General features: G+C 70.1%; 29 protein-coding genes and 3 tRNA genes. 12 read left to right on the forward strand and 20 right to left on the reverse strand.

All coding sequences use genetic code 11. The features are described 5' to 3' along the window. Positions 1 to 25: 25 nt before the first annotated feature. Positions 26 to 1,615, reverse strand: a complete 1,590-nt coding sequence (locus P696_RS0126245; protein ID WP_026414653.1) for a DAK2 domain-containing protein — start codon at positions 1,613 to 1,615, stop codon at positions 26 to 28. Positions 1,616 to 1,886: 271 nt separating this feature from the next. On the opposite strand from P696_RS0126245, the gene rpmB reads away from it, so the two are divergent. Beyond that, complete coding sequence (rpmB, locus tag P696_RS0126250; protein ID WP_026414654.1) at positions 1,887 to 2,081, forward strand: 50S ribosomal protein L28; 195 nt, start codon at positions 1,887 to 1,889, stop codon at positions 2,079 to 2,081. A 116-nt stretch (positions 2,082 to 2,197) separates the two neighbouring features. On the opposite strand, the gene thiD is transcribed toward rpmB, so the two are convergent. The 3 genes from thiD to P696_RS0126265 form a co-directional block, all read right to left on the reverse strand. Continuing rightward, positions 2,198 to 3,010, reverse strand: a complete 813-nt coding sequence (gene thiD / locus P696_RS0126255) for a bifunctional hydroxymethylpyrimidine kinase/phosphomethylpyrimidine kinase (RefSeq protein ID WP_026414655.1) — start codon at positions 3,008 to 3,010, stop codon at positions 2,198 to 2,200. A gap of 79 nt (positions 3,011 to 3,089) precedes the next feature. Then, the gene (locus P696_RS0126260; RefSeq protein ID WP_026414656.1) at positions 3,090 to 3,695 is read right to left on the reverse strand and encodes a cellulose binding domain-containing protein; all 606 of its coding nucleotides are present in this window, start codon (positions 3,693 to 3,695) and stop codon (positions 3,090 to 3,092) included. A gap of 101 nt (positions 3,696 to 3,796) precedes the next feature. Further along, positions 3,797 to 4,825: a thiamine-phosphate kinase gene (locus tag P696_RS0126265; protein WP_026414657.1), complete on the reverse strand. Its 1,029-nt coding sequence runs from the start codon at positions 4,823 to 4,825 to the stop codon at positions 3,797 to 3,799. A gap of 112 nt (positions 4,826 to 4,937) precedes the next feature. Here P696_RS0126265 and P696_RS0126270 point away from each other — a divergent pair, with 112 nt between their 5' ends. The 3 genes from P696_RS0126270 to P696_RS48235 all read left to right on the forward strand — a co-directional run bounded on the left by P696_RS0126270 (position 4,938) and on the right by P696_RS48235 (position 7,662). Further along, positions 4,938 to 5,171, forward strand: coding sequence for an Lrp/AsnC ligand binding domain-containing protein (locus P696_RS0126270; RefSeq protein WP_026414658.1), 234 nt, complete (start codon positions 4,938 to 4,940; stop codon positions 5,169 to 5,171). Positions 5,172 to 5,187: 16 nt separating this feature from the next. Further along, a complete protein-coding gene (locus P696_RS0126275) occupies positions 5,188 to 5,691 on the forward strand; it encodes a DUF3515 domain-containing protein (protein ID WP_245627813.1) in 504 nt (167 codons plus the stop codon). Between the two features lie 336 nt (positions 5,692 to 6,027). Then, positions 6,028 to 7,662: a TlrC/CarA/OleB/SrmB family ABC-F type ribosomal protection protein gene (locus tag P696_RS48235; RefSeq protein ID WP_051468197.1), complete on the forward strand. Its 1,635-nt coding sequence runs from the start codon at positions 6,028 to 6,030 to the stop codon at positions 7,660 to 7,662. On the opposite strand, the gene P696_RS0126285 is transcribed toward P696_RS48235, so the two are convergent. The 6 genes from P696_RS0126285 to P696_RS0126310 are packed head-to-tail and all read right to left on the reverse strand — an operon-like array spanning position 7,626 to position 12,223. After that, a complete protein-coding gene (locus tag P696_RS0126285) occupies positions 7,626 to 8,177 on the reverse strand; it encodes a nuclear transport factor 2 family protein (protein ID WP_026414660.1) in 552 nt (183 codons plus the stop codon). The two genes, P696_RS48235 and P696_RS0126285, sit on opposite strands and share 37 nt — an antisense overlap. Further along, positions 8,177 to 8,368 (reverse strand): ferredoxin, encoded by a 192-nt coding sequence (locus tag P696_RS0126290; protein WP_026414661.1) that lies wholly within the window; start codon positions 8,366 to 8,368, stop codon positions 8,177 to 8,179. The genes P696_RS0126285 and P696_RS0126290 overlap by 1 nt, the downstream gene beginning before the upstream one ends. Beyond that, positions 8,365 to 9,690, reverse strand: a complete 1,326-nt coding sequence (locus P696_RS0126295) for a cytochrome P450 (protein WP_026414662.1) — start codon at positions 9,688 to 9,690, stop codon at positions 8,365 to 8,367. Before P696_RS0126295 ends, P696_RS0126290 begins: the two co-directional genes overlap by 4 nt. Then, positions 9,687 to 10,466 (reverse strand): SDR family oxidoreductase, encoded by a 780-nt coding sequence (locus tag P696_RS0126300; RefSeq protein ID WP_026414663.1) that lies wholly within the window; start codon positions 10,464 to 10,466, stop codon positions 9,687 to 9,689. The genes P696_RS0126295 and P696_RS0126300 overlap by 4 nt, the downstream gene beginning before the upstream one ends. Then, positions 10,467 to 11,651 carry a cytochrome P450 gene (locus P696_RS0126305; protein WP_211245865.1) on the reverse strand — a complete coding sequence of 395 codons (1,185 nt, stop codon included), beginning with the start codon at positions 11,649 to 11,651 and terminating at the stop codon, positions 10,467 to 10,469. It abuts the gene before it with no gap. 14 nt (positions 11,652 to 11,665) lie between these two features. Next, positions 11,666 to 12,223: a TetR/AcrR family transcriptional regulator gene (locus P696_RS0126310; protein ID WP_026414665.1), complete on the reverse strand. Its 558-nt coding sequence runs from the start codon at positions 12,221 to 12,223 to the stop codon at positions 11,666 to 11,668. A 143-nt stretch (positions 12,224 to 12,366) separates the two neighbouring features. On the opposite strand from P696_RS0126310, the gene P696_RS0126315 reads away from it, so the two are divergent. The 3 genes from P696_RS0126315 (at position 12,367) to P696_RS57550 (ending at position 14,408) form a co-directional block, all read left to right on the forward strand. After that, positions 12,367 to 12,714 (forward strand): DUF1330 domain-containing protein, encoded by a 348-nt coding sequence (locus tag P696_RS0126315; RefSeq protein ID WP_026414666.1) that lies wholly within the window; start codon positions 12,367 to 12,369, stop codon positions 12,712 to 12,714. Positions 12,715 to 12,828: 114 nt separating this feature from the next. Further along, positions 12,829 to 14,085, forward strand: a complete 1,257-nt coding sequence (locus P696_RS48240) for an ATP-binding protein (protein WP_211245866.1) — start codon at positions 12,829 to 12,831, stop codon at positions 14,083 to 14,085. Then, positions 14,061 to 14,408, forward strand: a complete 348-nt coding sequence (locus tag P696_RS57550) for a hypothetical protein (RefSeq protein ID WP_211245867.1) — start codon at positions 14,061 to 14,063, stop codon at positions 14,406 to 14,408. The genes P696_RS48240 and P696_RS57550 overlap by 25 nt, the downstream gene beginning before the upstream one ends. Before the next feature lie 53 nt (positions 14,409 to 14,461). Here P696_RS57550 and P696_RS0126325 read toward each other — a convergent pair whose 3' ends face one another. Both P696_RS0126325 and P696_RS0126330 read right to left on the reverse strand, forming a co-directional pair. Then, a complete protein-coding gene (locus tag P696_RS0126325) occupies positions 14,462 to 14,653 on the reverse strand; it encodes a hypothetical protein (protein WP_026414667.1) in 192 nt (63 codons plus the stop codon). Further along, positions 14,650 to 15,066: an ATP-binding protein gene (locus tag P696_RS0126330; RefSeq protein ID WP_170026584.1), complete on the reverse strand. Its 417-nt coding sequence runs from the start codon at positions 15,064 to 15,066 to the stop codon at positions 14,650 to 14,652. The genes P696_RS0126325 and P696_RS0126330 overlap by 4 nt, the downstream gene beginning before the upstream one ends. A gap of 146 nt (positions 15,067 to 15,212) precedes the next feature. On the opposite strand from P696_RS0126330, the gene P696_RS0126335 reads away from it, so the two are divergent. Both P696_RS0126335 and P696_RS54875 read left to right on the forward strand, forming a co-directional pair. Further along, positions 15,213 to 16,004: a helix-turn-helix domain-containing protein gene (locus P696_RS0126335; protein WP_026414669.1), complete on the forward strand. Its 792-nt coding sequence runs from the start codon at positions 15,213 to 15,215 to the stop codon at positions 16,002 to 16,004. Then, entirely contained in the window at positions 15,995 to 16,252 is a 258-nt protein-coding gene (locus tag P696_RS54875) for a DUF397 domain-containing protein (RefSeq protein ID WP_084338171.1), read from the forward strand. The genes P696_RS0126335 and P696_RS54875 overlap by 10 nt, the downstream gene beginning before the upstream one ends. 394 nt (positions 16,253 to 16,646) lie before the next feature. Here P696_RS54875 and P696_RS0126340 read toward each other — a convergent pair whose 3' ends face one another. Next, a complete protein-coding gene (locus P696_RS0126340; RefSeq protein WP_026414670.1) occupies positions 16,647 to 16,886 on the reverse strand; it encodes a hypothetical protein in 240 nt (79 codons plus the stop codon). Positions 16,887 to 17,148: 262 nt separating this feature from the next. After that, entirely contained in the window at positions 17,149 to 17,661 is a 513-nt protein-coding gene (locus P696_RS0126345; RefSeq protein WP_051468199.1) for a DUF6624 domain-containing protein, read from the reverse strand. Between the two features lie 115 nt (positions 17,662 to 17,776). Here P696_RS0126345 and P696_RS56225 point away from each other — a divergent pair, with 115 nt between their 5' ends. Together P696_RS56225 and tgmC are read left to right on the forward strand one after the other, a co-directional pair. Then, positions 17,777 to 17,983, forward strand: coding sequence for a hypothetical protein (locus P696_RS56225; protein ID WP_157429926.1), 207 nt, complete (start codon positions 17,777 to 17,779; stop codon positions 17,981 to 17,983). Beyond that, positions 17,980 to 19,161, forward strand: a complete 1,182-nt coding sequence (gene tgmC / locus P696_RS0126350; protein ID WP_064744120.1) for an ATP-grasp peptide maturase system methyltransferase — start codon at positions 17,980 to 17,982, stop codon at positions 19,159 to 19,161. Before P696_RS56225 ends, tgmC begins: the two co-directional genes overlap by 4 nt. A gap of 26 nt (positions 19,162 to 19,187) precedes the next feature. Here the strand turns inward: tgmC and P696_RS0126355 are convergent. From P696_RS0126355 to P696_RS48245, 6 genes are all read right to left on the reverse strand, one after another. Beyond that, positions 19,188 to 19,270, reverse strand: a tRNA-Tyr gene (locus P696_RS0126355). 5 nt (positions 19,271 to 19,275) lie between these two features. Next, positions 19,276 to 19,349: transfer RNA gene (locus tag P696_RS0126360), tRNA-Leu, on the reverse strand. A gap of 4 nt (positions 19,350 to 19,353) precedes the next feature. Beyond that, a tRNA-Leu gene (locus P696_RS0126365) sits at positions 19,354 to 19,427 on the reverse strand. 506 nt (positions 19,428 to 19,933) lie between these two features. Further along, the gene (locus tag P696_RS0126375) at positions 19,934 to 20,983 is read right to left on the reverse strand and encodes a PDR/VanB family oxidoreductase (RefSeq protein ID WP_211245868.1); all 1,050 of its coding nucleotides are present in this window, start codon (positions 20,981 to 20,983) and stop codon (positions 19,934 to 19,936) included. Between the two features lie 5 nt (positions 20,984 to 20,988). Continuing rightward, positions 20,989 to 21,867 (reverse strand): metal-dependent hydrolase, encoded by an 879-nt coding sequence (locus tag P696_RS0126380; RefSeq protein ID WP_026414674.1) that lies wholly within the window; start codon positions 21,865 to 21,867, stop codon positions 20,989 to 20,991. 98 nt (positions 21,868 to 21,965) lie between these two features. Next, on the reverse strand, positions 21,966 to 22,646 hold the full coding sequence (locus tag P696_RS48245) for a hypothetical protein (RefSeq protein WP_051468200.1): 681 nt from the start codon (positions 22,644 to 22,646) through the stop codon (positions 21,966 to 21,968). Between the two features lie 23 nt (positions 22,647 to 22,669). On the opposite strand from P696_RS48245, the gene P696_RS0126390 reads away from it, so the two are divergent. Then, positions 22,670 to 24,145 (forward strand): aldehyde dehydrogenase, encoded by a 1,476-nt coding sequence (locus P696_RS0126390; RefSeq protein ID WP_064744121.1) that lies wholly within the window; start codon positions 22,670 to 22,672, stop codon positions 24,143 to 24,145.

The following is a 24,145-nucleotide window of genomic DNA, read 5'->3' on the forward strand; positions in this document are numbered from 1 at the left end:
CCGTCTTTTCTACCGCGCCCGTCGGTCATTCGACGCCGACGAGCAGGGGGTGGGAGTCCTGGCGGCCGTCGTAGGAGGCGGTCTCGACGTCCGGGTGGCGGGCGCGCAGGTGGGCTTCCAGGACGCCCGTGAGATCGGCGGGCGCGGTGGAGCCGCGGACGAGCGTGACCAGCTCGCCGCCGCCGGACAGCATCCGGTCGAGCAGGCCGCGCGCGGTCCCGGCGAGGTCCCGGCCGATCAGGGCCACGTCCCCGTCGATCAGGCCGAGGACGTCGCCCGGACGGCACAGCCCGACGCTGGTCACGGCCTCCTCGGCGGCGATCTCCAGCCGTCCGAACCGGGTGGCCCCGGCGGCGCGGGTCATCGCGATCACGTCGTCGGCGAACCGCCGCAGCGGATCATGGACGGCCAGCGCCGCCAGGCCCTGGACGGACGCCCGGGTCGGCACGACCGCGATCCGCGCGCCGCCCTCGCGGGCCCGTTCGGCGGCGGCCTCGGCCAGGTCCAGCACCTTCGGCTCGTTCGGCAGCACCGCGACCTCGTCCCCTGCAGCGAGGATCGCCTCGGCGAGGACGGCCAGCGGCGGGACGGTCCCGGGCGCGCGCCGCACCACCGTGGCCCCGGCGTCCTCGAACAGCTCGGCCAGGCCCTCGGCGGCGGTGACGGCGACCACGGCGCGTCCCGTGCAGGGCGCCTGCGGGCCTCCCTCCTGGGCCTTCAGGTAGGTGACCCGGATCCGGTGCGGACGGCCCGCCCCGATCCCCGCCTCGATCGCGGCCCCGGCGTCGTCCACGTGGACGTGGACGTTCCACAGGCCGTCGCCGCCGACCACCACGAGCGAGTCGCCGAGGCCGTCCAGGGCTCCGCGCAGCTCGTGGATTCCGTCGTCGGGGGCGTCCAGGAGGTACATGACCTCGTAGCCGGGACCGGGACGGGACTCGTCCGGCGGGGTGGCAGCGGGGCCGGGCGCGGTTCGCGGCGGGATCTCGTAGCGTTCGGGGAACTCGTCGGTGATCACGGCGGTGAGGGCGTCGAGGACCACGCAGAGGCCCGCGCCGCCCGCGTCCACGACGCCGCTGCGCGACAGGGCGTCGAGCTGCCCGGTCGTGGCCCGCAGCGCGCGCCGCGCCCCGGCCGCCGCCGCCCGCACCGCCCCGGCGAGCGTCGTCTCCTCCCCGGTCTCGCCGGACGCGTCGGCCAGCACGCTCAGAATCGTCCCCTCGACGGGGTGCTCCACGGCGTGCCTGGCCAGCAGGGCCGCGTACCCGAGCGCCTCGCCGAAGACCCGGCCGTCCGGCGGGGGCGCGCCGCGTCCGCCCAGGATCTCGGCCATCCCCCGCAGGAACTGGCTGAGGATCACGCCGGAGTTGCCGCGCGCCCCGAGCAGCGCGCCGCGCGCGAGCGCCGGCCACACCTCGGCTGCCCCGGCGTCCGCCGGGAGCCCCTGGACGGCGTCCGCTGCGGCCAGGACGGTCAGGTGCAGGTTCGTCCCGGTATCGCCGTCCGAGACGGGGAACACGTTGAGCGCGTCGATCTCCGCCCTCGTCCGGCCCAGCGCCTCGGCGGCCAGCCCGCACCACCGCCGCACCGCCGCGCCGTCGAGGACCTCGCCCACACCCGCTCCCGTCGGCCGTGCCGCCCTGCGGACCACTCCAGGACCACTGGTCTATCGCGGCGAACCCGCCCTTGGGAACACCGCGGGACGAGGCGAACCCGCAGGCCGGTCCCCGGGCCGCTCCATATGCCGATTCGCCTACCGGCCGCAGCCTGGGCTACTCTGATTCGTGCGCCTCGTCCGGGGCGCTTGCCAGGATGCGCCTCCGGTGACCATCACCGAGTCAGAGGCGGTCCGGTCCAGAGCATCGACACCCAACTTGGAGTTTCCCGTGGCTAGCGTCTGCGACGTCTGCGGCAAGGGACCCGGTTTCGGCATGCGCGTCTCCCACTCGCACCGCCGCACCCCGCGCCGCTGGAACCCCAACATCCAGCGTGTGCGCGCCGTCCTCAACGGCACCACCAAGCGCATCAACGCCTGCACCTCCTGCATCAAGGCGGGCAAGGTCGTCAAGCCGACCGTCTGACCTTCCAGACTCCGAGAACCGGCCGAGGGGCTCCCCCTCCGGCCGGTTTCTCTTTGTCTCGGCGGGCTGGGAGGCCCTGGGCTTCCGTGGGAAGCCCAGGGCCCTGGTACGACCGGTCAGGCGTGGTGGAGGTTCCAGGCGTGGTCGACGGGGCCGATGCCTGAGCCGAGGGGGAAGCCCGCGGCGATGGCGCCGGTGACGTAGCGCTTGGCCTTCTCGACGGCCTCGGGGACGGGTTCGCCCTTGGCCAGGTTGGAGGCGATCGCGGACGCCAGGGTGCAGCCGGTGCCGTGGGTGTGCCGGTTGTCGTGGCGTTCGGCGGTGAAGCGGTACTCGGCGACGCCGTCGAAGAGGAGGTCGGCGGGTTCGCCGGGGAGGTGGCCGCCCTTCACCAGGACCCACTGGGGGCCCAGTTCCTTGACGGCCTCGGCGGCGGCGCGCATGCCCGACTCGTCCACGACCTTGACGCCGGTGAGCTGCTCGACCTCGAAGAGGTTGGGGGTGACGACCGTCGCGATGGGCAGCAGGCGCTTCCGGACGGCCTCGACGGCGTCCCCCGCGAGCAGCGAGTCACCGTGCTTGGAGACGCCGACCGGGTCGACCACGACCGGGGCGGGCACCTCGGCGAGGACCTCGGAGACCAGCTCCACCAGCGGTCTCGAGGCGAGCATGCCGGTCTTCACCGCGTCCACGCCGATGTCGGACAGGACCGAGTCGAGCTGGGCGCGGACGGCCTCGGCGGGCAGCTCCCAGTAGCCCTGGACGCCCAGGGAGTTCTGCGCGGTCACGGCGGCGATGACGCTCATGCCGTGGACGCCGTTGGCGAGCATGGTCTTCAGGTCGGCCTGGATCCCCGCGCCGCCGCCGGAGTCGGAACCGGCGACGGTGAGGACGAGCGGAGGGGCCTGACCTGGCTGGTGGGACGTCATGGCGCCCACTCTAGGCAATCCGGACCCCCACGGTGATCAGGGGCGGAGCGCCGGACGGCAGGTGGCTTTGAGACACGCCCTAGCCGCGGACGCAGGTCGCGCGGTTGAGGACGCAGTCGACCGGGGCGGCGACCGCGCCCACGGACGTGAAGGTGAGGCGCAGCGACGCGCCGGGCGGCAGGGCCTGGCCGGAGCGGCTGCGGACGTGCACCACGGGGCCCGTCTGGACGACGCTCGCGCCGGAGACCGCGCGGACATTGCCGCCCGGGACGCGGAAGGCGAGCGCCCACTTCGGGACGGTCGTCGAGCCGTGGTTACTGATCGTGACGATGCCGCGGAACCCGTTGGACGTGCGGGACGCCACGCGGAACGCCACGGTGACGTCGGTGCGGCCCGCGCCGCGGCTGGCGCGCCCGCCCGGCGAGTGCTCCGACATGGATCCGTCGCTGGGGCCGTCCGCGTCCTGCGGTGTGGCCGCCTGCGGCGACTTGTTGAAGTTCAGCGAGATCTGCTGCGTGCTGTAGGCCAGAACGATGACGCCGACCGCGATCATGAGCGCGACGAGCGGCATCAGCGGGAACGGCACGTGCGCGACCAGCTGCTTCCACCGAGGCCCCGCGGCGGGCCCCGCCGGTGGCGGCGGACCCTCGTCGTCGGGCGTCTGGAGTCTGGTGTGTCGTCCCATCCCATCCCTCTTCGATCACAGGATGTATACCAAACCCTCACCAAGCATGCCTACCGGACGAGTAAACCACCGGAACGCCGTCGACCCCTTTTAACCTGGGCTTAACCCCGGAAATGGTCCCAGCCTCGGACGCCTGGAACGCTCCCGTCGACGGTGACCCCGGCACCCTCGGCGACGCGTCCGACGACCGTCCAGGACGCCGGGAACACGGTGCCTCCGGGGAAGGTCGCGGCGAACGCGTGGTCCTCCCCGCCGGTGAGCGCCAGGTGGAGAGGATCCGGCACCGGAACGCCCCCGGCGCCCGGTTCGGACGAGGTTTTACCTTCGCTTTCGATCGTCGGCGTTTCGTCATGGGACGCCAGGGACCGGTCATGGAACGCCAAGGACGCGGAGATCCTCGGCGGGAGCGGGACGGCGGCGGCCGAGACGTCGATCGCGACGCCCGACAGCTCGGCGATGTGCCCGAGATCCTGGAGCAGGCCGTCGCTGACGTCGAGCATGGCGGTCACTCCTAGTGACCGCGCCTCCTCCCCCGCGGCGTACGGCGGCTGCGGACGGCGGTGCGCGGCGACCAGCTCGTCCGGCCCCCCTTCCAGGCCGTGTTCGAGGAGGTGCAGCCCGGACGCGGCCCAGCCCAGCCGTCCCCGGACGGCGACCACGTCGCCGGGACGCGCGCCGGACCGGGTGACCGGCGGCGCGCCGCCGAGGTCGCCGAGGGCGGTCACCGCGATCGTGACGGTGGGCGAGCCGACCGTGTCGCCGCCCGCGATGGACGCCCCGACCAGCGCGGCCTCGTCCGCGATGCCGTCGGTCAGGCGCCGCGCCCACTCCACGGACGTGGTGCGCGGTGCGCCGAACCCGACGAGCAGGGCCGTCGGGCGTGCGCCCATGGCGACGACGTCGGCGAGGTTCTGCGCGGCGGCCTTTCGGCCGATGTCGTAAGGGGACGACCAGTCGAGCCGGAAATGGCGTCCTTCGACGAGGACGTCGGTGGTGGCGACGACGCGTCCGTCCGGGGCGGCGATCACCGCGGCGTCGTCGCCCGGGCCGAGCAGCACGTCCGGGCCCAGGGGACGCCCGGTCACCCTGCGGATCAGCCCGAACTCGCCGAGATCGCCGATACTCTCCACGTTTCCCCTGTTCTCCCCGTTCACCCTTTTGGGCGGCCCCCGGTCGCCCGCGGCGGCGCGTAACACGATACGGTGACCGTCCGACGTTGAATCTCCGCCCGGGGAGGACGTGATGGTGCAGGCCTACATCCTCATCCAGACCGAAGTGGGCAAGGCCGCGGCGGTGGCCGACACGATCCGCGGTGTCTCCGGCGTGACCCTGGCGGAGGACGTCACGGGTCCCTACGACGTGATCGTTCGAGCGGAGGCGCGCAATGTCGACGAGCTCGGCAAGCTCGTCGTCGCCCAGATCCAGGGTGTCGAGGGGATCACCCGGACTCTCACCTGTCCGATCGTTCATATCTAGAACGACTGTGGGCGGTATGTCCGCCTCCGCACCCGTCATGCACGGCCCGTTCAGGACGGTCGTGCGCAGGGCGGCGGCGGGGGTCTCGCTCCTGGCCGTGGCGCCGCTGCTCGCGGCCTGCGGCAGCGGCTCGGTGCAGGTGCCCGCGCCGAAGCCTGACGCCGCAACGGTCAAGCTGTGCCAGGGGCTCCAGCTTCCCGCGAAGCTCCACGGCCTGAAGCGCCGCGACACCACGCCCGACTCGCCGCTGACGGCGGCGTGGGGCGATCCGGCGATCGCGCTGCGCTGCGGTGTGCCGCTGCCGTCCACCTACCGGATGGACGAGCAGCTCATGGAGGTCAACGGGCTGCAGTGGCACGGGTACCCGCACGACCGCCCGATCACCTGGACGGTCCTGGGCCGCCAGGCGTACGTCGAGGTGACGATCCCGCCGAAGTACGCACCGCCCGGGGACACGCTGATCGAGATCGGCCAGGCCATCACCGCCACGATTCCGGCCAAGCCCGAAAACCAGATCTAGGGCGTGTCTCGAAGTCGGCGCCCGTGGCGAGCGGCGTCCAGGTGCGTGCATCGTGGGGGCGGAGGAGGGAGTCGGCCCGGGTTTGGCCGTCGACCGACGACAACCCCGCGAGGCGCGTGCCTGGGCGTCGCGCAGTAGGGCAGGTGGCTTTGAGACACGCCCTTGTCCGGAAAAACTTGCTTGCGCGGTTCGTGAGGCTTCACGTACCGTGAGGGACGTGGGTTCGCTGATTTTTCTCTGATCGACACGTGACCGCCGCGTTGAGCCGCTGACGCTCCGCCGCGGACCGTGTTCCGACGCGTCCCTGTCGATCAGTGAAACCTCTCGGGAGTCTTCTTGCGCACCGCGCAACTCACCCTTCGTCATGTCACCAAGCGTTACTCCGACCGTGTCGTCCTGAGCGACGTCGAACTGACCGTGAAGCCCGGCGAGAAGGTCGGGGTCATCGGCGACAACGGAACCGGCAAGTCCACCCTGCTCAGGCTGCTGGCCGGGCGTGAGCACGCCGACAACGGCGAGCTCACCGTCGTCGCGGACGGCGGTGTCGGCTACTTGCCGCAGACGCTCGCTATGCCCGCGCACGCGACCGTCCAGGAGGCGATCGACCTCGCGCTGGCCGATCTGCGCGCGATCGAGGCGCGGATGCGGGCCCTCGAAGAGCGGCTCGCAGGCGACCCGTCCCTGCTCGATCTGTACGGCGACCTGCAGGAACGGTTCGAGGCACGCGGCGGGTACGACGCCGACGCGCGCGTGGACGTCGCTCTGCACGGCCTCGGCCTGCCCGGCCTCGACCGCTCGCGTCCACTCGGCACGCTGTCGGGCGGGGAGCGGTCGCGGCTCGCTCTCGCCGGTGTCCTCGCCGCCTCGCCCGAGCTGCTCCTGCTGGACGAGCCGACCAACGACCTGGACGACCAGGCCGTCGCGTGGCTCGAAGACCACCTGCGCGCGCATCGCGGGACGGTCGTCGCGGTCACCCACGACCGGGTGTTCCTCGACCGGCTGACCACGACGGTCCTGGAGGTCGAGGCGGGCAAGGTCGTCCGGTACGGCAACGGCTACGCCGGCTACCTGGCCGCCAAGGCGGCGGAACGCGCCCGACGCCTGCGCGAGTACGAGGAGTGGAGGCACGAGATCGCGCGGAACCGCGGTCTCGTCGCCGCCAACGCGGCCCGCGTGAACGCGATCCCGCGCAAGGTGGACAAGCCCGGGTTCGGCCACGGCGCGTTCCGTGGACGCGGGCGCGCGCACGGCGCGATGAGCCGCATCCGGATCTCCAAGGAGCGTGTCGAGCGGCTGACGGCGAACCCGGTCGCGCCGCCGCCCGACCCGCTGTCGTTCACTGCCGAGGTGAGGACGGCGGGCGACGACACCGTCGCCGCGCTGGACGGCGTCCGGGTCGGGGGACGTCTGGAGGCGTCCTCGTTGCGGATCGGGCCGGGTGAGCGGCTGCTGGTCACCGGGCCGAACGGCGCGGGCAAGTCCACGCTGCTCAAGGTCCTCGCCGGTGAGCTGGACCCGGACGAGGGCACGGTCGTCCGGCCGAAGCGGGTCGGGCATCTGCGGCAGGACGAGGTTCCGTGGCCGCCCGGGATGAGCGTGCTCCGCGCGTTCGCGCACCGGCGGCCCGGAGACCTGGACGAGCACGCTGACATCCTGCTGTCGCTCGGCCTGTTCGAGCCGTCCGACCTGGGACGGCGTGTCGGCGAGTTGTCCTACGGGCAGCGGCGGCGGATCGAGTTGGCCCGGCTCGTCTCCGATCCCGCCGACCTGCTGCTGCTCGACGAGCCGACGAACCACCTGTCCCCCGTCCTGGTGGAGGAACTGGAGGCCGCGCTCGGGGGATATGAGGGCGCGCTCGTCGTCGTCACGCACGACCGGCGGATGCGGTCGCGTTTCACCGGTTCACGGCTCGTCCTCGACCGGGGGCGGATCGTTCACCACATCGGCGCGGGAGCCTCCCCGCGCGCGTAGTAGCCGGGGACCGGATCCCTGGAGGCGGCCCTGTCGAGGCGGCGTCTCATGCCGTCCGACAGGGTTCCCGCCTTCATCATCTCGACGAACACGGACGTGACGTTGCCGAGGTCGAACCAGTCACGCTGCCAGGACCAGCGCAGGTCCCCGGCGTAGCGGAACCAGCTGCCGCCGATCCCGGCGACCTCGTACGGCGTGCCGTCCGGACGCTTCGCGTCGGCGACCTGCCTCCAGAACCCGACGACCTCGCCGCGCCGCTCGTCCACGAGAATCGCCTGGTAGGGGTAGGTCCAGCCGTCGAGCCCGCCCATCTCGGCGCCGAGCGCGACGTCGCGGATCTCCTCGCGTCCGACGGCCATGAAGTCCTGGCCGGGGCCGACGTTCCAGCCGTAGGTGGCGTCCTCGGTATAGAGGTCGGCGAGCGGACGCCAGTCCCCCGCCGCCTCGCAGCGCCGGTTGGCCTCCAGCCAGTGCTCGACCATCGCGTCCAGCTCGGTTCGGGAGAAAGCGGGCATCACGCCTCCATCCGTAGCGCCCGGGTCGGGCAGAACCGGACGGCCGCCGCGACCTCGTCGTGGTGCTCACTGCCCGGCTCGGGATCGAGAATGCGGACCTTGCCCTTCCTGGCCACCTCGAAGACGTCCGGCGCTTCGAGCTCGCACATCGCGTGGCCCTGGCACAGGTCGAGGTCGACGTCGATCCTCATCGCCGCCTCCGGTAGCGGACGGCGCAGGGGCGCGCGAGCTGGACGACCATCTTGGAGTGGTCGTTCCGGTACGTCCCGGGCGGCTGGGCGAGTTCGAACTCCCAGTCGCGGAGGAGGACGGAGAAGATCGCTTTGAGCTGGATCATCGCGAAGTTCGCGCCGACGCAGCGGTGCCGTCCCGCGCCGAACGGGACCCACGTCCAGCGGTTGAGCAGGTCTTCTTCCCTGGGCGTTGCGTAGCGGTCGGGAAGGAACGTGTCGGGGTCGGGGAAGTCCTCGGGGATGCGGTTGGAGATCGCCAGGGAGCAGCCGACCATCGTGCCCGGGGCGATCGTGTGGCCCTGGACCTCGAGTTCGCGTTGCGCGACCCGGAGGACGAGGATCAGCGGCGGGTGCAGGCGCAGGGCCTCCTTGACCGCCGCTTCGAGGCGCGGGATCGCGCGAAGCGCCTGGAAGCTGACGTCCCGCCCGTCGGCGTAGAGGTCGTCCAGCTCCCTGGTGACGTCCTGCAGGGCCTCCGGGTTGCGGAGCAGTTCGATCAGCGTCCAGGCGGCCGTGCCGGACGAGGTGTGGTGCCCGGCGAACATCATCGAGATGAACATGCCGGTGACCTGGTCGGCGCCGAACCTCGGCGTGCCGTCCGGCTCGCGGATCGACAGGAGGACGTCGAGCAGGTCGCGGTCCTCGCGCGGCGGATGCGGGTCCCGGCCGTCCATGATCTCCTGGACGAGCCGTACCAGCGCCGCGCGCGCCTCGTCCCGCCTGCGGAAGCTCTCGATCGGCGCGTACGGGTCGACGTAGGCGATCGCGTCGGTGCCGCGTTCGAGGTCGTGGTACAGCTCGGCGAACCGGCCGTCGAGCTGGTCGCGGAACCTCCGTCCGATCAGGCACGCGGACGAGGTGTAGATGGTCAGCTCGGCGAACCAGTCGAGCAGGTCGATCTCGCCCTCGTCGCCCCACCCGGCGACCATCCGGGCGACCTCGTCCGCGATCGTCGCGGCGTGGCCCTTGAGGAAGGACCCCTTGAGCGCCTGGTTGTGCAGGGCCTCGCGGCGCTGTTCGGGCGTCGCGTCGAAGACGACGCCCTCGCCGAAGATCGGCGTCATGAACGGGTACGCCTCGGCCTGGTCGAGGTCCTCGTCGGGGGCGCGGAAGAAGAACTCGTTGGCCTCGGCGCCGGTGAGCTGCACGACGCGGCGTCCGCCGATCCGGAACTCGCCCACGTCACCGCACTCGTCCCGGACGCGTCGCATGAGCGCGATCGGGTCGCGGCGGAGTTCTTCCAGGTGGTCGGGGCCTCCCGACACGATCGGGATCGTCACTTCTCCTCCAGCGGGGCTTCCGGCTGGACCTCGATGAGCGAGAGATGCGCGCCGCGCGGTGTGGCGACGGCGGCCACCACAGCGGCGGCGACGTCGGACGGGCGCAGGAAGTAGGGGTGACGCGCGTGTCCCCATTTGACCCAGTCGTCCAGGACCTGGGCGGTCGTCTCCGGATCCCAGTTCATACCCATCCCTGTGGACGTCGGGCCCGGCCGGACGAGACTCGCGCGCACGCCTGTGCCTTCGAGTTCCATCTGCATCTGGCGGGCCATGCCTTCGACGCCGTTCTTCGCCGCGATGTACGCGCCCATGCGCGTTCGGGGTGAACGGACGACATCGGACGAGATGAACACCATGTCGCCGCGTCGGCGCGCGACCATTCCGGGGACGAACGCCGACACCATCCGGTGGGCTCCCACGAGGTGCACCTGGAGTTGCGCGGCGAACTCGTCCGAGTCGATTTCGTGGAGTCTGTGCGCCTGGAGGTCGCCCGCGCCGGAGACGACCACCTCGATCGCGCCCAGGTTCTCCGCCGCCGCCTGAGCGAACGCTTTGACAGAGTCGCCGTCGCCCACGTCCAGTTGGTGCGCGAACGCTTCGCCGCCGCCCGCGCGGATCGTCGCGGCCAACTCCTCGCATCTGTCCGCTCTGCGTGCACCGAGCGCCACGGGGTGCCCGGCCATCGCGAGCGCCGTCGCCGTGGCCGCTCCGATTCCGGACGAAGCGCCTGTGACGACTGCTGGGCGACGTGTCGGATGTGGTTCGAATCTGGGCATCTACCTCGTCTCCCATCGGACGGGCAGGCTCGCGAACCCGCGCACGTTGATCGAGTGGACGCGGCGCGCGCTCGCCTCGTCCACCTCGAAGGACGTGACGCGTTGGACGAGTTCCGTGAGGCCGATGCGCGCCTCCAGGCGGGCGAGGTTCGCGCCGAGGCAGAAGTGCCGTCCGCCGCCGAAGCTGACCAGCGGGGACGTGTCGCGGTCGAGGTCGTATTCGTCGGCGCGTTCGAAGGCGCGCGGGTCGCGGTTCGCCGATCCGACGAGGAGCAGCACGCGCTCCCCTGCCGGGACGGTCGTGCCGTGGAGCTCGACGTCCTTCGCGACCGTCCGGCCGATCATCTGCGAGGACGTGTCGTAGCGGAGCGTCTCTTCCACCCAGTCGTCCACGCGTCCGGGATCCTCGAACGGCTTGCGCAGCTGGCCGGGATTGCGGGAACCCCAGTACAGGGCGTTGGCGAGGAGTTTGGTCGTCGTCTCGTTCCCGGCGACGACCATGAGGAAGAGGAAGGAGAGGAGTTCCTTGTCGTCCAGGTGGTCGCCGTCGGTCTCGACGTCGAGGAGGGCCGAGGTCAGGTCGTCGCCGGGACGTTCGCGCTTCGCCGCGACGAGGTCCTGGTAGTAACCGACGAGTGTGAGCGCGGCCTCCATGCCCGCGGGCGGGACGTCGTGAACGCCGTCCTCGCGGTGGACGACCAGGTCCGCGAGCCGCCGCACCTCGTCCCGGTCGGCCTCGGGGACGCCGATCATCTGGGAGATCACGTCCATGGGGAGGCGTCCGGCGAAGTCGGCCACCCAGTCGCACTCGCCGCCGCCCAGGGCCTCGTCCAGATAACGCCTGGTCAGCGCCCTGATGTCGTCGCTCATCTGCTCCACGCGGCGCGGGGTGAAGCCCTTGGAGACCAGCGCGCGCATGCGCGTGTGCTTGGGTGGATCGAGGGCGAGGAAGGACATCGTCCGGTGCGCGAACGGGCCCCAGGCACTCGGCTCCAGCGAGACGCCGTTGCGGTTGGAGAACGTCGCGAAATCGCGGAACGCTTTGGCGACGTCCGCGTGCCTGGACAGCGCCCAGAAATCGAGCTCATCGTTGCGGTACAGCGGTTTCTCGTCCCGCAACCGCGCGTACAGGGGGTAGGGGTCTTCGTGAACGGCGTAGTCGTACGGGCTGTAGGAGGGGTCCACAGCCGCCACCTCGCTTAGGGGTCGGGCAGGATCAGCTCCGCCATCTCTTCCAGTCGGTCTGCCACGCGCGCGTACGAGGTGTAGCCCATCCCCGCGTGCACGAGCGCCCCCGAATAAGCCAGCTCCAACGCCCCCAGAACCTTCTGGTCGTCCGACCCGAGCGCCTTCTGGAGCCGCCCCCGGATCGCGACCCCGATCTTCAGCCGCAGCTCGCGGACGTCCGGATCGGTGCCGAGCATCGCCGCCGTGCAGGCCGCGGCCAGCTCCGGCTCGTCCGAGACCAGCAGCGCGATCTCCCGCAGGACCTCGACGACCCGTCCGCGCCCCGGTGCCCCGTTCACCTCGGGCAACGCGCTGAGCCGCCGCCAGAACACCTCGGTGACCAGGTGGTTCTTGGACGCGAAGTACGTGTAGGCCGTCGCCGGCGCCACCCCGGCCCGCCGCGCGACGTTCCGCACGGTCAGCCCGTCGAACCCGACCTCCCGCACCTCGTCCACCGCGGCCTCGGTCAGCCTGCGCACGGTCTCGGCCTGCCGCGAGGTCAACCGCCGCCGCGTGGACTCCGTCGCCATTTCCCTAGACACATGTCCAGACACTAGTTCAGCGCTTCTGTGCCGTCCACCCTCATGCCGCGCATTACCTGTCGGGTCATCGCCTTGCCGCACCCCAGCCGGAAAGATCAGTCACACACCCGCACAAGACCGGAGGAAACACCGTGACCGCTTACGTCATCGCCCGTCTGCAGGACGCAGCCCCGCACGCCGACATCGCCGAGTACATCGAGCGTCTTCCGTCGACGTTCGAGCCGCACGGCGGGCGCTACCTCGTCCACGTCGCCCAGCACCAGATCCTGGAGGGCGACTGGACGGGAAGCGTCGTGATGATCGGCTTCCCCGACGCCGCCGCCGCGCGCGCCTGGTGGGACTCCCCCGCCTACCGCGAGATCGCGCCGCTGCGCTCACGGCACATCGAAGGCGACATCATCCTGGTCGAAGGCGTCCCCGACGACTACGTCCCGACCGCCGCCGTGAAGGCCCTCCGCGAGGCCCTCGCCACCGACTGACCGAACACATGCTCCGGCGCATGCCCCGGTTCGTCGCGGTCAGGCGTCGACCAGCGCGTCGAACGCCGCGCGAAGCCCCTCCACCCCAATCATGTAGCGGATAGCGTACGGAGCGTGAAGTTCTTCAACGTCGCGGGTCCCTGCCGTCCCGGCCGCCACTACATGCTGCCGCCGGAGCCGCGCCTCCCCGAGGCCCGCGAGTTGATCGAGGAGGGTTTGTACTTCGTCCTCCACGCGCCTCGGCAGACGGGAAAGACCACGACGCTCGACGCCCTTGCCGACGACCTGACTGCCACGGGGCGGTTTCTGGCCGTTCGCTTCTCCTGCGAAGACGCAAGGGTCACCGGGAACGACTATGCGGCTGCCGAAGAACTGGTGTTGACGGCCATTCGCGAGGCGTGCGCCACACTGGACGTTCCGCCGGACTGTCTACCGCCCACGACTTGGCCGAAGGTGGCGCCCGGCTCGCGACTCCGCGTTGGTTTGAGCGCTTGGGCCCATCGTTCGCCTCTGCCGCTGGTTCTGTTCTTCGACGAGATCGACGGCTTGACCGGAGCGAGTCTGATCAGTGTCCTCAGTCAGCTTCGTAACGGCTACACGATGAAGGCCGCGTTCCCGCATTCGGTGGCACTCTGCGGACTCCGAGACGTCCGTGACTACAAGATGGCCTCAGGTGGAGACCCCGAAGGAATGCAGGGTACGAGCCCGTTCAACATCAAGGCCGCGTCGCTGCTGCTCAACGATTTCACCTTCGGCGAGGTCGCCGAGCTTTACGGACAGCACACCAAGGAGACCGGGCAGAAGTTCGAGAACGCGGCCGTTCAGCGTGCCTTCGAGGTCAGCCAGGGGCAGCCCTGGTTGGTGAACGCGCTGGCCCGGCACATCACGCGTCACATGCGGGTGCCGGTGTCCGAGCCGATCACCGACGCCCACATGGACGAAGCCGTCGAACGGCTCATCCTTGAACGCGCCACCCACCTGGACTCACTGGTCGACCGGCTCGTGGAGCCTCGAGTGCACCGGGTGATCGAGCCCATCCTGGCCGGAACGAACCTTCCCCTGGACGAGCGGTACGACGACGACCTCTCCTTCGTCCGCGATCTCGGACTCGTGACCCGGGGGCGACCCGTCCAGATCGCCAACCCCATTTACCAGGAGGTCGTCGTCCGGGTGCTCTCACAGGCGGTGGAACGGTCGTCGACGCCGAGCCACGCGCCTTTCTCCTCCCGGACGGACGGCTCGACATTCCCCGGCTTCTCACGGAGTTCGTCGCGTTCTGGAAGGTCAACGGGGAGATCCTGGACAAGCGCGAGACCTACCACGAGTTCGCCTGCCAGCTGGTCTTCATGGCGTTCCTCCAGCGGGTGGTGAACGGCGGCGGCTTCATCGACCGCGAGTACGCCGTCGGACGCGACCGCGTGGACATCGCCGTCCGCAAGCCGCATCTGGATGAACACGGACATCGGGCCGTCCAACTCTCGGCGTTCGAACTCAAGGTCCGGACGGACAAGTCCGGCGACCAGGTCGCCAAGGGCCTCGTCCAGCTGGACGGCTACCTCGACGACCTCGGCCTCGACACCGGCACCCTCGTCGTCTTCGACCGCCGCACGATCGCACCGCCCATCGCCGACCGCACCGGAATCACCAACGCCCTATCCCCATCCGGCCGCCCGATCACCCTCATCCACGCCTGACCCGCACCGTCGGCGGCTCTCCGGAAGCAGCTCTCAGCGACGCCGCACGCCGGTCAGAGCATCATGCGCGGCGAGCCGCCCTCCATGCCTTCAGCTTCCATAAGCGCGTCGGCGAGGACTTCCGGGGATGACGCGCTGACGAGCAGAGCACCCGTCGCGCGCCAGACCGAGCGGTCGTCCACGAAGACGTCCCACTGCGGAAACACCTCGCGAAGAAGGTGCAGGAGCAGAACCCGGCCGGTCACTCGACGTCCAGCACCGCGAAGACGACCTTGCCGCCGCCCCCGCGCGGACGGACGCCCCAGGCGAGCGTCATGAGCTCGACCATGGCCAGCCCGCGTCCGGTCGTCTCGTCCAGCGTGAGGGCCTGGACGACGGGCTGGTCATCGGAGCCGTCCTCCACCTCGATCACGGGACCGGCGTCCGAGAGCAGCACACGCGCGGTGATCGGGTCACCGGGGTCACAGGCGTGCTTGAGCGCGTTGGTGACGAGCTCCGAGACGACCGTCCGTGCGAGATAGACCAGGCCGGAAGCGTATTCGTGGGCGCTGAACCACTCCGCCACGAAATCCCGCACCTCCTTGATCGACTCCCCGCACGCCTCCACCACGATCTCGGCCACCGCCGCCGCCACGCACTGATCGTTTTCCCTGCTCATGCACGCCCCTCGCATTTCCCTCACACAGAGTTGCCGAATGTGTACTCATCCAGCCACGCGGCGGCGTAGCGTTCCGTGACAACAAGCGAGCACCAACAACTCACTCGCATCCGATAGCAACGGCGCTAACTGAACGGCGGTCAGGGATGCCCGAGAACAAGATCGACCCGATCCTGCTCAGCTTCGGCCAGGGAGTACGTCAGTTCCGCGTGGCGCGGAACTGCAACCAGACGGAAGTAGCCAGGCGCACGAGCGTGTCGCGCAGTTACGTCGGGCTGGTGGAGACTGGGCGAACACGGTGCCGACGCGACTTCGCCACACGCCTCGATGGGGCGCTTGAAGCTCGAGGGGAGATTGTCCGGGCGTGGGACGAGCTCCTTCAGGAGTTCAAGGCTGCCCGCTACGCCGCGCACTTCGGCAGCTTCCCCCGGGCAGAGGGAACCGCGAGCATGCTCCGCACCTTCGAAGAGCGTCTCGTGTATGGCCTGTTCCAGACGGAGGCTTACGCTTCCGCGCTTCTCTCGGACGAATCCAAGGTCCGGGCACGCATGAAGCGCCAGGAGCGTCTGGTCCGGGAACACCCTCCGGCCATCCATTCCGTGATGGACGAGAGCATCCTCTATCGGGAGGTGGGGAACTCAAAAACCATGCATGATCAGCTCGAATTCCTACACGCGCTGTCTCACCGGCCGAACATCACCATCCAGCTGCTTCCGGTGGTCTACGTCCGCAACCTGTGGTCTTGCTTCGCCATCGCTACACAGCCCGATCAGAAGGAGTTAGGGTACACCGTGAAAGCTTACGGTGGTGAGACCTCATCCGACCCGAATGACCTCGCGATGCTCAATGAGACCTTCGCGTGCCTGCAGGCCGAGGCTCACAACGCCCGAGACACACGTTCTCTGATCAGAAGGGCCATTGACGACCGATGGAACTGAGTCAGACGGTGTGGCGCAAGGCTTCGCGCAGCAACGAGAGCGGCGACAACTGCGTCGAGGTTGGAGCCGTCCCGCGTTCCGCATGGCAAAAGGCTTCGCGCAGCGACGAAATCGGGGACAACTGCGTGGAGGTTGCGGACGCGCGTGGTCGGGTGGCGTTGCGGGACAGCAAGGATCCGGATGCTGGGGTGCTTGCGTTGAGTCGGGAAGGCTTCGGGGCCGTCCTCGCGGCCCTCAAGGCAAGCTAGCCGCCTAGCGCAGTCCTCGTATCCTCATGCACCGTCAGGGGCGGTCGGTCAACGTTCCTCGGCGAACGCCTCGATCAGCTGTCGGGCGGCATCAGCGACCTGCGCATCATCATCCCGGCTGAGGCGCCACACAATGAGCTGCCCGCAGCGCACCGCCTGATGAGCACGACGCTCCCATGGCCGGAAGCCGTCGTGACGCGACTTCCGGCCAGCCTCATAACTCAAGCACTTCACCGTCGTCCCGGCCGACACCACGATGCCCGTCGTCTGATGGGACGCGCTGGGCAGGACGCGGGAAGCGTGGTGCTGTGCGGCCCCGAACTGTGAGCGGGCCCCAGGCCATCCCGAACTCAGATGAGCGCACTCACCCGGGTACAGCCAGAGCCACAAACCGTCACCCGCCGTTGCTCGGCCAGTATTCCTCTCCCGCAGGGGCGAACCCACCGGTGCTCGGGTAGAAGTCGTCCTTCGCCGGGACGAACCCGCCGGTGGTCGGCCGGTAATCCTCGCCCGCCAGGGTGATCCTGCTGCCGTGCGGCCCCTGCTCCTGTTGGGCTGAGGCGGGGGCGGCGGCCATCATGAGGCCGGCGGTAGCCGCCCCTGTGGCGATGATGACCTTGAGGTGCGTGCGCATGCGTCTCCCTCTGCCGGATGCTGGACGAACGGCCGGAGATGGCCGTTCATCCCCAGCCTTGGAGGGGGGAAGTTGTCTGGCAATCCCCGACTCCCTACGCCAGACAAAACGCGTACCGTCCGCCGACGGGTCACGCTGCGGACCGAGTGCCGCTGTGAGTCGGCCGCCGCCACGGGCGGGCCCGGGACCTGGTCTAGGAATCCACCGGCGAGGGCTTGGCGAACGCGCGCGCCCGCAGCCGGGTCGGCGGGCCCCTCACCGTTCATGGATTCAGATCGCGCATTGTGCGGTCATAGTCTGAATGTGGCCCAAGCCCGACCGCAGCCCGGCGCTCGTCGAGACGCTCGGGATCCTCTATCGGTCGGGGCCGCAGCACTCCGTCCTGAGTCCAGTACTGGGTGCCATAAACCTGTGGCCGGTCATCGGCCACGCGCACCCGGTCAACGAGATAGGCGAGATCAGACGGCTTCGCCTGGCCCGCCTCGACGGCCGCGCGCAACAGCGGCAGACAGCTGCGCTGGAACTCAACGTCGCGATCGGCGTGCTGCGCCAGCAGCCATGCGGCCTGAGCGGCCCGCTCACCCACCACGTCCGCACCGGGCCAACCTTGCTCAGCGATGACGCCCTTCAAGAATGCCGTGTTGTCAGCGTCCACGGCCCGCCACTCGGCGATCGCCTCCGCAGACAGCGACTCCCCAGGCGCGACGGCCGTCCGCACCGCCTGATCCCGCTCCACTCGGCGCAGCAACTCATCGCGAAGACCCGCATCGAACACGCTGCCCTCCCGCAGTCAGCGCCCCCTGGTCCAACTTCCCCCACCCACACCCCTCAACACCCAGCGGCGCTGATGTACAGCGGTTCCGCGCAGCCCAGGTCACCGCATCGAGTTCGTGGACACTTCCGTTCAGGAGTGTGTTGGTGGGCTGGGTGGGATCGGTCTGGTCTCCTGCGCGGCAGACTTCGCCATCGACCCGCGCGGCGAGTGGTTCTTTCTTGGTGACCTGAACCCCAACGGCGAGTGGGGCTGGCTGGCCCATCACTGCGATCTGCCGATCGCGGCTTCCATCGCCGACGTACTCGAAGGAGTAGAGCGATGACCCGATCCAGCATCGACGCGGACGCCGCTCGGAGAGCAGCCGCGCTGGCTGATCGGCTCGCGGGGGCTGGCGAGATCACCGACCCCGCATGGCGGCGGGCCTTCGCGCACGTTCCACGACACGTGTTCGTTCCGCACTACGCCCGGTACGAGCACACCCCCGATGGCGTCCGATACACGCTGGTCAGCGGGGACGACCCCGACCAGCGCGAACGGTGGCTCGACGGGGTCTACTCCGACGAGACCCTGATCACCCAGGTCAGGGGCGTGCCTGTCGAGGTCGCACTCGCAGGTGGGAGTCGCGGTGGGGCGTGGACGAGTTCGTCCACCGCGCCTGGGCTCATGGCGCGACTGTTGGAAACCCTGGACATCGCCGACGGCATGACCGTGCTGGAGGTCGGGACGGGCACCGGCTACAACGCCGCCCTCCTGAGCGAGCGTCTTGGCTCGGCCCATGTCACGTCGATCGACATCGACGGCGGGTTGGTGAGTGACGCACGGGGGCGACTCGCCGGGCTCGGATATCGGCCAACGTTGGCGACCGCGGACGGGCGCGACGGCTTCCCCGGCGCAGCACCCTACGACCGCGTGATCGGAACGTGCGCGTTCCCCAACATTCCGTCCAGCTGGATCGTCCAGTCCCGGCCCGGCGGGCTCATCCTCGCCAACGTCGCCGGGGGTCTTGGCGGAGCGATGGTCCTTGCCAAGGTCGGCCAGGATGGCACGGCGTCCGGCCGCTACCTGCCGAGGTGGGCGGGGTTCATGCCCGCACGGTCGTTGAAGCCCGCCGCCGATCCCCCCTACCCCGAGGCCGAGGACATGCGCGAAACGGAACTCTCCTCCGACGTTCTGGACGACCCCGCGTTCGCGTTCTTGGCGCAGCTGCAGCTCGGCGACGCTTCGCCGTACTGGGCCACGCACGAGGACGGCTCCCAGCTCTACGGCCTGGCCGCGTCCGACGGATCCTGGGCCGAGCTCTACCCCGCCGATGACCAGGGCCGACACCATGTCGAGCAAGGTGGGCCACGTGCGCTCTGGGACCTGGTCGAGACGGCGTACACATCGTGGGAGGACTTCGGCTGTCCGGACTGGTCGAACTTCGGAATCACAGCCAGCACGGCCGGGCAACGAGTGTGGCTGTCCACGGACGCTGGGATCTCGTGGCCCTCGCCCGAGTAGGAACTTCCTGTTCAGGTGTGCGTTTGTGGGGTGGGTGGGATTCGAACCCACTCAGCGCTGAGCACCTGCTTTACAGGCAGGCCCGACTCTCCTGCTTCGGCGCCACCCCTGGCGTGCCCTCGATGGGATTCGAACCCATACCATCCCGGCCCTCAACCGGACGCCTCTACCAATTGGACTACGAGGGCGTAGTGCGGCTCCGGGGATTCGAACCCCGATCCTCCGGCTCCTGAAGCCGACGTCTCTGCCTGTTGGACTAGAGCCGCGCACGTTTGGTGGAATTTCGGCGTCACCGGGGCGCGGGCCGGAGTCAGGAAGTGGGATACCGGCCGGTGCGAGCGTGTGACGCCCTGGGCAGTCGATAAAGCTCAAGCATCAGCCGGTCCTCCCCTCAGAAGTTTCGTTGTCCGTTGCGGACGTGACCTACAGTGCCATCGCGCACCTTGGCGCGCAACGCATTAACGCCCCGCCGTGGAAGGGCGTTAACCGTGGGGTACCGGTCAGCAGCAGTACACGTTGTCGGCGGCGGCGGGGGCCGCGCTCACACCGGTGACCGCGGCCGTGAAGCCGACGCTCATCAGGACCGCCAGGAGGGCGGCGGTGATACGACGACGCATGGGGACTCCCTTGCCAGATCGGGCGCGTTGCCACACACGCTAAGCCAGGTATATGCCCTGATCAAGGGGGCAATTCCGGTGGCCACTCCCGGTGTTCGCCAGGTGTTTATGCGTGACGCATCCTGTGGAGAAGCAAGCGGAATCCGGCGGTTGTGTCAGAGGTCTAGGGTGAGGCGGCCTTTTGTGGCTCGGGAGACGCAGGTGAGCATGGTGTTGTCGCCGGGTGGGTCGGAGGGGGCTCGCTGGTCGACGTCGCCGGACAGGACTCGGACCTTGCATGTGCCGCAGAAGCCCTGGCGGCAGGAGTAGGCGACGTCGGGGAGTTCTTCCTTGATGACGTCCAAGGCCGAGCGGGTCGGGGGGACGTTCAGGACGCGGCCCGAATGCGCGAGTTCGACTTCGAAGGCGCGGCCGTTGGTGATGGGGGCGGGGGCGAAGCGTTCGTAGTGGAGGGTCGCGTCGGACGGGAAGGCGGCGCGGATGGCGTCGATCATGGGGGCCGGGCCGCAGACGTGGACGGCGGTGCCGGGGGTGGCGTCGGCGAGGAGGTCCCCGGAGGACGGGATGCCGTCGGTGTCGTCCGTCCGGATGGTGATGCGGTCGGCCGGGAGTTCTGCCAGTTCGTCCAGGAAGGGGAGGGTTTCGCGGGTGCGGCCGGTGTAGATGAGGCGCCAGTCGGCTCCGGCCCTGTGGGCGGCCTGGACCATGGGGAGGACCGGGGTGACGCCGATGCCGCCCGCGATGAACAGGTAGCGGTCGCGGGGGATCAGGGGGAACGCGTTGCGCGGGCCCTGGATCCTGAGGACGTCGCCCTCGGTGATCTCGTCGTGGATCTCGACGGAGCCGCCTCCGCCGTCCGGGAGGCGGCGGACGGCGATGCGGTAGGCGCGGCGGTCGGACGGGTCGCCGCACAGGGAGTACTGGCGGCGGCGTCCGGACGGAAGGTACAGGTCGAGGTGGCAGCCGGGGTGCCAGGCGGGCAGGACGGCGCCGTCCGGGGCGGCGAGGGTGAGGGCGACGACGTCCTCGGCGACCTTCCGGACGGATCGGACGACCAGGGCCGTCGAGCGGTCGACCTCGCGGACCGGCGGCAGGACGGGCGGGCGCAGCGAACGCACCCGCTGGATGCCGGTGAAGAAGGCGTTGAGCGCGACCCAGAACGGGTCGCGGGCGCGGCGTCCGTACAGGTCGGCGGGGTAGGGCATGCGGCTCATCGCAGGGCGGCCTGCGCGGCGGGGGACGAGGCGAGGTAGGCGATGGCCTGCTCGGTGGAGCCCTCGTTGAGCGGGCTGTAGCCGCGGCGCAGGTAGCGGCCCACGGACGCGCCGACCATGCGGCCGCTCGGGGTGAGCCCTGCGAGCCCGGTGCGGCGCATGTGCCGGACGCCGCCCTTGATCCGGCCCTGGACGATGGGGTCGGCGGCCATGAGGTAGCGGTGTCCGCGCTGCCAGAGCGAGGTCAGCATGGTGATCGACTCGGCCATCGCGCGCAGCCGGACGGAGTAGCGGCCGTCCAGGTGCATGAACAGCTCGTGCGCGACGTGCCGGTGTTCGACCTCCTCGGCGCCGTGCCAGCGCAGCAGGTCGAGCATCATCGGGTCGGCGCCCGCGCGGTCGAGTTCCTCGGCGTTCAGGATCCAGTCGCCGAGGACGCCGGTGAAGTGCTCGATCGCGGCGATGAGGGAGATCCGCTCGTTGAGCCAGGCGCGGCGGCGGTCGCCGGTGAGGCCGCGGTCGCCGAGCATGCTCTCGAAGAAGAAGTCGACCTGCCGGACGAACGGCCGCACGTCCAGGCCCTGCTCGACGAAGTGGTCGAGGACGGCCTCGTGGGACGCGGCGTGCATGGCCTCCTGGCCGATGAAGCCGAGGACGTCCTCGCGGAGCCGGTCGTCCCGGACGAGCGGGACGGCCTCCTTGAACACCCGGACGAACCACTCCTCGCCGGCCGGGAGCAGCATGTGCAGCACGTTGATCAGGTGGGTCGCGACGGGGTCGCCCGGGATCCAGTGCAGCGGCACCGTGGACCAGTCGAAGCGCACGTCGCGGGCCTGCAGGACGAGGTTGTCCGGCTCCCCGAGCTGGGCGGTCATGGGCGGCTCCGGCGGGACGGCGGGTCTTATTGACGAACTGTCCAGAAAGGTACCCCGGGCGCTCGACCGGTGACAACGTATCGATCAGGTGAGGCACATCACCCGGGAACGTGAGGTGTGCCGTCCCGCATCGCGGGGAAGCGGTGGCGGGCGGCGGTGGTGCCGCGGGTCATGCGGGTGATGTCGGCCTCGGGCAGGGTCTCGGTGTCGTCGTCGATGACGACCTCCCAGCGGCAGTGCGGGACGCGTCCGGCGGGGTTCCGGGGCGGACGGTGGACGGGCCGGATGCGCGCCTTCGGGTTCACGGCCTGCGCGGTGATGTCGAACGTGCCGTCCTCGATGGTGTGGCACATGCCCGTGACCGAGCGTTCGCCGAACGGCTCGACGTCGAGCAGCGCGCCGCACGAGCGGAGCTGGAAGAACCCGTGGGTCTCGTCGATCAGCTCGTACTCGACGTCCATGTAGTGCTGGGCGAATCCGGGGTCGAGCTGCAGCACCTTGAAGATGGCCGAGACGCCGTCGCCCTCGATCCGCATGATCTCGCGGATGCGCTGCGTGTAGATCGGGCTCGCGCCCTTCCACTCCTCGATGGCGATCTCCTCGACGGCCTCCTGCCCGTAGCGGAGGCCGACGGCGGTCAGGCAGGAGCGGTCGAGCAGGTGGACGATCAGCGCGTACTCGCGGACGAGCCGGACGAGCGCCTCCCGCGACAGGTCCTCGAAGCGGAAACCGGGGTCGAAGTCGCCCGAATAGTCCGTGCGGTACTTGCGTTCGGTCATGGCCTGAAATGTAGTCTGGACAGGTGTCCAGAACAACCGATCGCTTGTTCGGTAACGCCCCCTCTCCCCTCCTCCTGGACGGCCGTCTCGTCCCCGGCTCCGGCGGCGCGTTCGACACCGTCGATCCCGCGACGGGCCAGGTCATCGGGCAGGCCGCCGACGCCACCGCCGACGATCTCGACCAGGCGCTGACCGCCGCGCGGCGCGCGTTCGACGCGTCCGGCTGGTCGTCCGATGTGAAGTTCCGGGCCCACTGCCTGCGGCAACTCCGGGACGCCCTGCGACGCCACTCCGACGAACTGCGCGAAATGACCATCAGCGAAGCGGGCGCACCGCGCTTCCTGACGTTCGGTGCGCAGCTCGACGCCCCGGTCGCGGACCTCGGCTGGTTCGCCGACCTCGCCGAGTCCTACGCCTGGGAGACCGACCTCGGACGCGCCGAGCCGATGGGCATGGCGTCGCACCGGCGGATCGTCCGGGAACCGGCCGGGGTCGTCGCGGCGATCACGCCGTGGAACTTCCCGCACCAGATCAACCTGGCGAAGGTCGGCCCGGCGCTGGCGGCGGGCAACACCGTCGTGCTGAAACCCGCGCCGGACACGCCTTGGTGCGCGGCGGCGCTCGGCGTGCTCGCGGCCACCGAGACCGACCTTCCACCCGGCGTGCTGAACGTGGTCACATCGTCCGACCACGCGATCGGCGCGCGCCTCGCCGCGGACGAGCGCGTCGACCTGGTCTCGTTCACCGGCTCGACCGACACCGGACGGGCCGTCATGGCGTCCGCCGCGACGACGTTGAAGCGGGTGTTCCTGGAGCTCGGCGGCAAGTCCGCGTTCATCGTGCTGGACGACGCGGACCTCAGGGCGGCCTGCTCGTACGCGGCGTTCGCGGGCGTCACGCACGCCGGACAGGGCTGCGCGATCACCACGCGCGTCCTCGTCCCGCGCGACCGGTACGACGAGGCCGCCGCGATCATGGCGAAGACGCTGACGCGGCTCGGGCCGGGCGATCCGTCCGACGACGGGACGATCTGCGGGCCTCTGATCTCGGCGCGGCAGCGCGACCGGGTCGAGGCGTACCTGCGGCTCGCGCTCGACGAGGGCGGCGCGTTCGCGTGCGGTGGCGGACGTCCCGACCGCGACGGCGGCTTCTGGATCGAGCCGACGCTGGTCACGGGCCTGACGAACGACAGCCGCACCGCGCGCGAGGAGATCTTCGGGCCGGTGCTGGTGCTGCTGCCGCACGACGGTGACGACGACGCCGTCCGGATCGCGAACGACTCACCGTTCGGGCTCTCCGGCGCGGTGCACGGAAGTCCGGAGCGCTCGAACGCGGTCGCCGCGCGCCTCCGCACCGGGACGGTCAGCGTGAACGGCGGCGTCTGGTACGGCGCGGACGTCCCGTTCGGTGGATACAAGCAGTCCGGAATCGGCCGCGAGATGGGCGTGGCCGGGTTCGAGGAGTACCTGGAGACCAAGGCGATCGCCGAAGGGGCGTGA

Source organism: Actinomadura oligospora ATCC 43269 (assembly GCF_000518265.1).
In the GTDB taxonomy this organism is placed as follows: Bacteria; Actinomycetota; Actinomycetes; order Streptosporangiales; family Streptosporangiaceae; genus Spirillospora; species Spirillospora oligospora.